This window comes from Bacteroides sp. AF20-13LB (assembly GCF_003603065.1).
Lineage (GTDB): Bacteria > Bacteroidota > Bacteroidia > Bacteroidales > Bacteroidaceae > Bacteroides > Bacteroides uniformis.
On sequence record NZ_QTMH01000002.1, the window covers coordinates 188891 to 199474 of the forward strand.

The 10584-nt window shown below is 44.1% G+C and carries 6 protein-coding genes; 2 read left to right on the top strand and 4 right to left on the bottom strand.

The features are described from left to right. The first annotated feature begins 6 nt into the window (after positions 1 to 6). A complete protein-coding gene (locus DWX62_RS03050; RefSeq protein ID WP_008665247.1) occupies positions 7 to 1107 on the top strand; it encodes a DUF6340 family protein in 1101 nt (366 codons plus the stop codon). Positions 1108 to 1173: 66 nt separating this feature from the next. Beyond that, complete coding sequence (locus DWX62_RS03055) at positions 1174 to 1620, top strand: hypothetical protein (protein WP_005831967.1); 447 nt, start codon at positions 1174 to 1176, stop codon at positions 1618 to 1620. Between the two features lie 106 nt (positions 1621 to 1726). Here DWX62_RS03055 and DWX62_RS03060 read toward each other — a convergent pair whose 3' ends face one another. From DWX62_RS03060 to DWX62_RS03075, 4 genes are all read right to left on the bottom strand, one after another. Continuing rightward, positions 1727 to 4729: a glycoside hydrolase family 55 protein gene (locus tag DWX62_RS03060; RefSeq protein WP_118936835.1), complete on the bottom strand. Its 3003-nt coding sequence runs from the start codon at positions 4727 to 4729 to the stop codon at positions 1727 to 1729. A gap of 29 nt (positions 4730 to 4758) precedes the next feature. Continuing rightward, positions 4759 to 7773, bottom strand: coding sequence for a glycosyl hydrolase family 28-related protein (locus tag DWX62_RS03065; RefSeq protein ID WP_035449013.1), 3015 nt, complete (start codon positions 7771 to 7773; stop codon positions 4759 to 4761). Positions 7774 to 7844: 71 nt separating this feature from the next. After that, the gene (locus DWX62_RS03070; protein WP_005831972.1) at positions 7845 to 8561 is read right to left on the bottom strand and encodes a DUF3823 domain-containing protein; all 717 of its coding nucleotides are present in this window, start codon (positions 8559 to 8561) and stop codon (positions 7845 to 7847) included. Positions 8562 to 8586: 25 nt separating this feature from the next. Further along, positions 8587 to 10578: a RagB/SusD family nutrient uptake outer membrane protein gene (locus DWX62_RS03075; RefSeq protein WP_117887623.1), complete on the bottom strand. Its 1992-nt coding sequence runs from the start codon at positions 10576 to 10578 to the stop codon at positions 8587 to 8589. Positions 10579 to 10584 lie beyond the last annotated feature (6 nt).

Consider the following 10584-nt stretch of genomic DNA (forward strand, 5'->3'; position numbering starts at 1 on the left):
AAGACTATGACCAAATATCACTATTGTCTGTTATTGATGGGGTCTCTGCTGTTAGGCAGCTGCCAGAGTGTAGAACAACTGTCCATTGATTATATGCTTCCGGCAGAAGTCAGTTTCCCGGCAACACTGAAACGTGTGGCTGTTGTCAACAACATGCCAAACGTACCGGACAACAAACTCATCATCACTGAGGAAGAACAGAAAAAAAGCGAGAATGAGGTGGCACGCCTCACCAACTACTACAATGGAGACGCCGCAATAACAACCGAATCCCTTGCAGAGGCCCTTGCCAACGAAAACTACTTTGAAGAGGTTGTGATATGCGACTCTGCCCTCCGGAGTAAAGACATCAATCCCCGCGAAAGCACATTATCGAGAGATGAAGTACTGGAACTTACACAGAATTTGGACGTAGATTTCCTGATAGCCCTGGAAAACATACAAATGCGTTCCAATCGCAAGATAAGTTATATGCCCGACTGGGGTGTGTTCCTCGGCACAGTGGATGTAAAGGTATATACTACCGTCAGAATATATTTACCTAACCGCAAAGGTCCTATGGTGACCGTCAACAGCAATGACAGTATTTTCTGGGAAGAGGCAGGAAATGGTGAAGCGTCAGTACGTTCCCGCCTCATCAGCGAAGAAGACATGGTGAAGCAAGCATCTGAATTTGCAGGAACGGTTCCGGTAAGACATCTACTCCCCTATTGGAAAACCAGTAACCGCTATCTCTTCAGTGGTGGTTCTGTAAATATGCGTGACGCAGCCGTATATGCCAAAGAAGAAAATTGGAGTAAAGCAGTAGAGCTCTGGAAGCAGACCTACGAAACAAAAAAAGGAAAACAGAAAATGTATGCAGCCTATAACACCGCTTTGGGCTACGAAATGCAAGACAGCATAGATACTGCCTTGGAATGGGCATTAAAAGCGCAAACCCTTGCCCGTGAGAAAAGCAAGACAGACAAAAAAGAGACAGGCGAAATACATGATGGAACCATCTCCTATTATATCTTTATCAGCATGTATGTAGACGAATTGGAGAAACGAAAAGAGGGAATGGCACGCCTGAACATGCAAATGAACAGATTTGATGATGATTTTTAGTCAAATGATGCAGAGATAACCGTTTTTTTTATACCTTTGAACAACCATTAAGAAAAGAAAGTTATTATGAAGCTCAGTCAATCGTCATTAGCACTCTTGGAGGACACTCTTAAAAAAGCAATCGGCAAATACACCTGCGGTTGCGAACAGACTATCGTTACAGACATTCATCTGCAACCGAATCAGAATTCGGGCGAACTGTCTATCTTTGATGATGAAGATGAAGAGCTTGCCAATACTTCCATTGAAGAATGGATGACATACGAGGGGGATGATTTCTACGAAAATGTAGAGCGTATCTTGTCCTCACTGCTCTGCAACATGAAAAATGAAGGAAAGTTCGACAAGCTGACTATTCTGAAACCATTCTCTTTTGTACTGGTGGATGATGATAGAGAAACAATAGCAGAACTGTTGCTGATGGATGATGATACTCTATTGGTCAATGAAGAGCTACTGAAAGGATTGGATGAGGAACTGGATTCTTTTCTGAAAGAGCTGCTGGAAAAATAATATTCCAAACAATCAGCCTATAAGGAAAAGAGACCTTCTTATAATAAATTAGCCCCTGCGATATAAAACGACCGCAGGGGCTAATTCTTTTTTACCTATACAATACCTAACGTATCTTAATTCCATAGAAAGAACTTGAGGTGGTAACAAAAAGCATATCCTTCTGCCTTCCACCAATTGCCAAGGAAATCGGGCGTTCTTCTATCTGAATACGTCTCTGCTCTTTACCAGATTTGTCATAGACAAATATTTCACCATCAGCAACATAAACATTCCCGTCAGCATCAGTCACATTACTGTATTGGCCATAAGGACATATTATTCCTTGTTCTGTCAAACGGCCATCCACACCAACAGAAAGTTGTACTGTCGTTTTATTCATCTCATTTACAATATAAACCGGTTCTGACTGACCGGGCACTGTAACAGTCAAAGCACAAGAACGCCCCAAATCATAGGTATCCGGAATAATTGTCACGCCATCCGGAGCGACAAAACTATACTCAGGCATACTGGCAACCACCTTGTCAAAGTCACCTCTCCAACGACTGGAAGGGTGAATGACTTTCTGTATATTCTTCATACTGGCTGTAACGACACGTGGCATAGGCTTCATCGTAGCATCCACGTTATCCGGATTAAAAGAATACCCCCAAGCACTCCAGCCACTGTTACCCCAACCACTGTACATCGGATTATCATCCGGCAAGCGCACTACCGTTTCCTGCTTGCCGTTCACCAGATAACCCGGCTGAGGGTCATAGCGGAAAATAACCAGTAGATTGTCTTGCGTATCAGTAGCCAATGTAAAAGGCTTCCAGGGATAATCGGCTATCAAAGTAATCTGCTCCGTGTCTGCCGACCATTTATAGATTTTCTTCAGACGGTTTTCACAGAAGTAGATATTTCCTTTACTGTCGGTAGTAGCTCCGGAGGCTAGTTCAAAACCGGTAGCCAGCTTCACTGGCTTGTCCATGACCGTGCAGGAAGGGCGAAGGCTCTTCTCGCTACCCGAAACAGTGAGACGGGCAAAGTCCCACGAATAAACGGGCAACTTCTTATTCATATCATATATAGGAAACTCTATGACTGGCAATATCTGCGTATAATTGTGCATATTACGGAAAGTGATATTCTTGCAATCCCATATGCGGAAACCTATCCTCTTCGGCATAAAGGCACGGATAACGCGATACATCCACACATTTACCATTTCGATATTTTGACAATTGGACATTTCTGCCATATAACAATCAGGCCCTTCACGACCTTCTTCCTCAAACTGGAAAGCATAAATTTTCCAGTTGGCCACATTATGGAAACGGGCTTCAGTACGGACATGATGCTCCAAAGACATGGCATAAATACGTCCCGGAGTCTTCGTTTCGCTAATATAAAGCCCACTGGCAGCATACGTACTGGCTGTCCAAACATCCTTAATTGTCCCACCGCCATTGTTTGTAATCCACAAACTCCAATACTGGTTGTCCCAAGCCATATCCTTACCGGTCTCCATGACCGGAGAAGACGGGGAACTAATTCGACGCTCGCCCCTGCGGTAAGACGACTGTCCGGAAACATTCGGAGCCGGTTTGCGCAAGGTGCCGTGCCCGCCTACAAACTTCACATCATTCAAGTACGAACGCTCACCCGCCATCCATTTACAGCCGACAGCACGGTAATTATACGCACCGGTATTAATACCTATACCATTCAGCATGTCGTCGCCGCCTTCGGAAGATTCAACCAAAGGCACAGGCACGCCGAAACCACTGAATGCAGGCTCGCTTTCCTTCAACAGAAATTGAGTCCCAAAAGGATGCAGCCCAATCAGCTTAGTACCGGGAGACAGCTTCAACGTTCTCGTCAGGCGATACCAACCCTGGGGCACATAGATGTTTTTATGCAAAGAGACAGCTTTCTCAAAAACTTCCGTATCATCAGTCTCGCCATCACCTTTTGCCCCTAAGTCTCGGATATTGACCCATGTCTCCATTGCCGGAAGAACCGGAAGGTCCTTGCCAAGTGTAACCGGCAGTTTTGCCACCGGCTCTATTTCACATATTTCCCTGAAAGAAGAAGCATCATTCAAATCCTGATACACCAGACCGTAAGTAAACTCCTTGACTCTGTACATTTTTGCTTTTCCGGCAACTTTCTTTCCACTTTGAGCATAGCCCACCAGTACGGGAACATTCCTGCAATCCACATTCACCAGATTCAATTGCGAAAAAGTATTTCCCTCTACGCTTACCCTGACACCGGCTTCCGAAATATTCTCCCACAACGAATTCTCCACATGAAGGCGGTCTGCCAGATTCTCTGCCATTTCAAAGGCAACGGGCGTATTCTTCACATGCATATTGACGATGGCAAACCCCACCTCTTTTGAATAGACAGCCGCCTTTCTCTGCCCCTCAAAGTAAGTATCGACCATCATCATAGGCCATCCCGGAGAAGTCCTGGAGGAAATTATCCCATATTCACCGCCATAGAACCTGACGTCTTCCAGTTCATTGCCAACATCATACATGCCGGCTTTCCCCGAACCAATCCGAATGTCGCAATGATTGATAAATCCATGCTGGGCAAAATGCGCACGAATGGCGACGGCTTGAGGATTACCTTTGTCTATACGGAAATCTACATTGGACACCGCACTATAGAAAGTACCTGCACCGGCATCCGAAGGCTTCCTGCCCTCTTGTGCCAGCCCTCCCGTAAACCATATCATATAATTTTGAGTAGTCTGGAAACCGGGTGTATCGGCTCCCAAATAAATCACCGGCCGTTTCTTCCCATAACCAATCAGCCGAATGGATGAGGGAATTTGAATCGTCTTGCTAATGCGATAATTTCCTTCCGGCAGAAACAGTATCCCAAAGTTCTTTTCGCGCTTCACCTGATTGATTGCCTCTTGAAGTGCATCGGTCACGTCGGACTTTCCATCAGCCTTGAAGCCGTAATTCTCCGGGGTAAAGTAGAATGCTTCCGGATCGTCCGGTCTTTGCGTATAGGTGGAACCACCCTCTGCCGCCCACCCGGACGGCATATTACCGATAATCCAACAGACTATCAGCAGGTATCTCATTATTTGATAATTTCTCATTACACAGTTTGTTTTAATATGGATTTTCCTTATTTAATACGTACACCAAAGAACTTGGAACGGCCTGTGACAAACAATGTATTGCCATCCTTACCGCCAAACTGTAATGTGGACGGACGTTCGGGAACACGAATCATCCCTTTCTTCTTGCCATCCTTATCAAAAATATAAATTTCCCCATCCGCTATATAGAGGTTTCCTTCCTTATCTACCGCTGAACCAAATTCGCCCTGCTCCACAAAATAGCTCAAGTTGGAGAGCGTGCCGTCATTGGCCACATCCATCTTCACCATTCTGCGGTCATATTCATCAGAGGTATAGAAAGGCTTTCCCGGATAGGCTTCCAGCAGGGAAGAACTACGTGACAAGTCGAAATAATGAGGAATGATGGTTTTTCCATCCGGTGCCAGGAAGCACATTTCAGGAACATAGACCGACACCGCATTGAAATCGTGGAAGTCTCTCCAACGGTTAGAAGGATAAAGAGCCTTATACACGTTCTTCACTTGACCCATCGGAACACGCGGCAACAGTTTGATGGTCTCTTCCGGATTTTCCGGGTCAATGGAGTAGACTCTCATTGTATATGCGGAATTACCATATCCGCTGAAAGAAGTACCTTTTGTATCAGGCATTACCGGCATTTCCTCCGGCTTACCATTAATCAGATATCCCGGCTGCGCATCATATCTGAACAATACCAATAGATTATCTTCTGAATCAAAAGCCAGGTTGGAGGGTTTCCACGGGAAATCTGCCAGCAGCGACAAGCTGTTTGTCTCTACCGACCACTTAAAGATACGACGCATCCGATGGTCGCAGAAGTAAATGTTACCTTTACTGTCGCGCGCAATGCCTTCGGCAAATTCCAAATCGGAAGCCAATTGGTTCACCTTACCTATTTCATTGCCTAACGATTGCTGATGAGGTTCTTTTCCGGTTACAATCAAGCGAGAAAGTTCCCACGGGCGGATGTCAATGTCTTTGTTGACATCGAACACTGCAATGTTATTCGTATATTTAATCTGAGAATAGTTATGCAGGTTCAGAAATGCGATGTTCTCGCAATTGCGGATACGTACAGAACTGTGATACGGTTCATTGACACGGATAACGCGGAACATATACAAGTTTGCAAAGGTCACATCTTTGCAGTCGTCCATCTCTATCGGTTGGCAATCGGTACTTTCGCGGCTCTCTTCCTCGGTTTGCATGCAATACACCTTCCAGTTGGACACCTTGCTGAAACGTACTTCATTTCTTACATGATGCTCGATGGACATGGCATAGATACGCCCCGGAGTAGAAGTATTGTTGGCATAGAAACCATTGGTGGCATATGTGCTTGCTGTCCAGATATCTTTAAAGGTGCCACCACCGTTGTTGGTCACCCACAGACTCCAATACTGGTTGTCCCAAGCAAGATCCATGCCCGAAGCCGCTACCGGATTATCGGGAGAACTGATACGAGCCGGTCTGTTCCACCGGCCACGTGGTTCCTCAACACCCGGTTTAGGTTTCCATAAACCGCCATGCCCGCCTACAAACTTCACGTCATTCATATAAGAATCTGCATTTGCCATCCACTTCACACCTACAGCACGATAGTTATAACCGCCGGTATTGATACCAATGCCCACCAGCATATTTGCACCGCCTTCCGAAGATTCTACCATCGCTTTCGGACCGCCAAAACCACTGAATGCAGCAGTACTTTCGTCCAGCCGGAACTGAGTGCCAAAAGGATGCAGGCCTATCAACTTGGTATCGGGCTTCATCTTCAAAGTTTCGGTAATGCGATACCAGCCCTGGGGCACATAGATATTATCGTACTTGTCAATAGCCTCCTGGATGGCCTTCGTATCATCCGTTTCCCCATCTCCCTTTGCACCGAATTCGCGCAGATTCACCCATGTTGCCATTGCAGGCAGTGCAGGGATGTCCATCAGTTGGGCAACCGGCATCTTCTGTATCGGTTCAATATCAACCAACGTTTCATATTCCGGCATATCCACCATGTTATCCATCTGCAAGCCGTGGTCGTATGACTTTACCTTATAGATTTTATGAGCAACATGGGTGGCCGTATTGCTACGGGTATATTTCGCCAAGGTCGGTACATTCTTACAATATACATTGCGAAAGGTTATCTGATTGTTGCTGTTGTTCTCGTTGGTAATCACCACTGCCGGACCACTTACATTTTCAAAATAGCTGTTTTCCAAAAATAACTTGTCGCAATAATTAGGGTCAATATCAAATACAGCCGGAACATTCTTGGCATACAGATTCACCATTGCCAAACCGGACTCCTGACAACGAAGAGCAGCTACACGTTGTCCCTCAAAATAAGAGTCGACCATCATTACCGGCCATCCGGGAGAGGCTTTTGTCGTATAAATGCCATAATCTCCCCCGTAAAAAGCAACGTTTTCCAACTCATTGCCCACATCGAACAGACCAGCCTTGCCTTTACCTATGTATACGGCCACATAACTGATAAAACTGTGTTGGGCAAAGTGTGTGCGTAGCGCCACTGCATGCGGATTACCATCTTCTATGCGCAAGTTGATATTCGACATGGCACTGTAGAACGTACTGGCACCGGCATCACGGGGTTTCTCACCTTCCTTGACAACGGCTCCCGTAAACCAGAACATGTATTTAGCTTTTCCTTTATCATCAGCTACTTCCTCCTGAAAACCCGGAGAATTCTTAGCCAGAATAAATTCCGGGCGATTCTTTCCATAGCCAATCAAACGAATAGCCGTAGGAATATAAATGGTCTTGCTGATTTTATATTTACCTTCAGGGATAAAAAGGATTCCGAAATTCTTTTCTTTCTTCACTTGATTAATCGCTGCCTGCAAAGCATCCGATACATCCATCTTTCCATCCGCCTTTATAGGATAGTTCTCGGGAGTGAAATAAAAAGCTTCGGAGTCATTGGGTTTTAGAGGATAAATCGAATTCAATTGTACAGCATACAACTGAGTACATATCATCCCCAGCAAAATTAAAATAATCGTGTTCAATTTCTTCATGGTCTTATTTTTAATGTATGGATAAAAAAAGACGTTCTGCCGTCAAGCAGAACGTCTCCCTCTGCTATAAATTACAATTTTATAACTACTACCGGCGCATAATTATGCCGTACAGTGCCCACACCCGAAACATCAGCCAGAGCGCCAATACGGAAATAATAATTCTTGCTGTATTTCAAGACATCAGCATTTTGTCCCAGATCGATGGACAATGTATAAATATCAGCGCTATTTATAGCAGTACTCGGACTAAACACTTGCTTATCAGTCCCTCCATTCAACGTCAATTTCACATTGTTACCTACCCACATATCTGAAAAAGCAAACAACTGAATCTCTTTCAATTTCACTTCTTGTTTACCAGCTTCCAACGAGAATGTAGCAGTAATTACATTGCCATTCTTTTCTACTTTTGGACTTTTGACGCGAATATAAGGAATAACCTTGAAATCATACACATTATCCCCTGACTTAACAACAAAATCCTTCACTTCAAATGGATAAAAATTCCCATTTTCAAAACGAACATCATAAGTGGCAGCAAAAACCATATTGTTACGATATTCTCCGGTATTTGTGATATACCAGGTTTGATCCGTAGCATTAGTAAATCCATGCTCCCTCACTTTAATTGCATTACCGTTTTCCATATCAGAACCTACAAGTTCACCTGTCTGTTCGTCAAGGATAGAACCATGTATGGAAGCATCCGGTCCCTCATAATTATCAATTTCACAAGATGTCAATGCAAATAAGAAGCATGACACAAATAACAATATCTTTTTCATAACTTTCTACTTAATATTATTCAAATTAATGACCTGGATTCTGAACTAAACCATTCGTGGCAATATTAGGTATGCCCCTATAGTAGTTGATGTTCTGGAAAGTACGCCCTCCTCTTGTTTCGTCACCAAAGTAGTTCACCCTTGCAAAGACATATTTAGGCTCTGCACCACGCAAGTCAAGCATCGGCACCAAAGCTTTACGAATTCTATTATTGCTGAACTCAGTATGGAATTCCCTACGACGATTCATATCCCAAAAACGCTTTCCTTCAAACGCCATCTCCACACGACGTTCCTTCAAAACACTCTCTAATGTCAAAGATATCCGGTCGGTATGTCCGGCTCTACGTCGCAAAGCATTCAAATAGTTCTCAGCCAATTCCTTATCGCCAAATCCACTACCATTTTCCACAACAGCCTCAGCATAATTCAGGTAGACTTCTGCCAAACGCATATCAATATAAGAGGTAGTGGACGAAAGACGGTCGGGAGACATGCTCTCGCCCTCGGGCATATACTTACGAACTCCAAAACCTGTAGCAGTCCAATTAGCATCCTCACCACTGTTCACATTATTAAATCCAGAGAACATGGTTTCACCTTCGGCTCCTAAAGCATAATATGTTGTTCCATTTTTCTGAGTAGACTCGTTTGAATAAGCCACATAGCTATTATTGTCCTTAATAAATCCGCCCTGGATAATAATCTCAGTGCCGGCATAAGATGAACCCGGCACAACCACACTTGCCAACAGACGTGCATCCTTGTTGGCAAACGGTTCATACAAATCGTTATATTTAACAAAAGGTACCGACATCAAGGTGTTCACTACAGAAGCATTATTCATATTATGGAAATTAGCGATATAAGCATCTTCATTCCCATCCGTACGAGTTACAATCTTTGCACTTTTTCCCGTGCCGTCATCCGTATAATCTTCAAACAAATCAACGATTTCCAACATCGGATTGAAACGTCCATATTTCAGAGCGCCCGGATTGACTTGAGGAAGGATATTAAACTGAGCATAGCTATGTCCCTGATTAGTATTGGTTGTTCCATTAAGATACGCTTTACTGAAAATGATCTCTTCATTCTGGTCATTCAGGAACAAGGCCTGGAAGTTTGATGCAGCCTCCTTAACAGTAGCCGGAGCAGGCTTATAAAGAGATTTACCGGAATTCTCTATAAGGAACTTAGATGCTTCAATACATTCTTTATAGAATGCATCGGCATCGGCAGAAGTCATTCCACCCACCAGTTTCTGAGTGACAGCCTCACCAGCCAAAGGTGCCAGATTCCAATACTTGGCTACAGAAGCTGCATGAAGTGCAACTCTTGACTTCAACGCATAAGCTGCCCACTTGGTTACGCGATACAAATCCGAACCAGAAGTCGCATCGGGCAAGGTAGCAGCAGCAAGGGTACACTCATTCAATACAAATTTCCAAGTATCCAACTCTGTACTGCGGGGAACTGCCACAGCACCCGGTCCACCATCGGCATAATCATCGTCCTGCACTTTGTCAATCAGAGGAACGCCGCCATATCTTTTTACAAGCCCATAATACATATAAGCACGTGCAAAATGGGCTTCACCAGTCATACGATCCGCATCTGCAACAGAAATTGTTCCTGCTTCTTTGGCTTTTTCTACATTCTGCATAAAAATATTCACCTGACGAATATCTCCATAGGGCCAATAATTGAATCCTTCATAACCTATATCCACTCCTCCGTCACTACGGGTAGCTTCGTCGGTAAGAAATGCTAAATTAGTAGTTTCATTCACACCATCATAACCGCGTTGATTAAAACCAGCATTCGGACGATAATTAAAATCTTCCATAGGAATCATGGTATATATGTTTGCCAATAGTGCCTTTACACCACCTTCTGTCTCCAATAACTGATCGGGAGACACTTTATCCAGCGGTTCAAGTTCCAAGAAGGCATTACAACCGGACAATCCCATCAATGCACATAATGAGAATATCGATAAAATATTTTTTTTCATGGTATT

What these genes read in the sequence shown, in the direction of transcription:
- DWX62_RS03050 (WP_008665247.1), top strand. Translation starts at nt 7, where the DNA reads ATGACCAAATATCACTATTGTCTGTTATTGATGGGGTCTCTGCTGTTA.
- DWX62_RS03055 (WP_005831967.1), top strand. Translation starts at nt 1,174, where the DNA reads ATGAAGCTCAGTCAATCGTCATTAGCACTCTTGGAGGACACTCTTAAA.
- DWX62_RS03060 (WP_118936835.1), bottom strand. Translation starts at nt 4,729, where the DNA reads ATGAGAAATTATCAAATAATGAGATACCTGCTGATAGTCTGTTGGATT.
- DWX62_RS03065 (WP_035449013.1), bottom strand. Translation starts at nt 7,773, where the DNA reads ATGAAGAAATTGAACACGATTATTTTAATTTTGCTGGGGATGATATGT.
- DWX62_RS03070 (WP_005831972.1), bottom strand. Translation starts at nt 8,561, where the DNA reads ATGAAAAAGATATTGTTATTTGTGTCATGCTTCTTATTTGCATTGACA.
- DWX62_RS03075 (WP_117887623.1), bottom strand. Translation starts at nt 10,578, where the DNA reads ATGAAAAAAAATATTTTATCGATATTCTCATTATGTGCATTGATGGGA.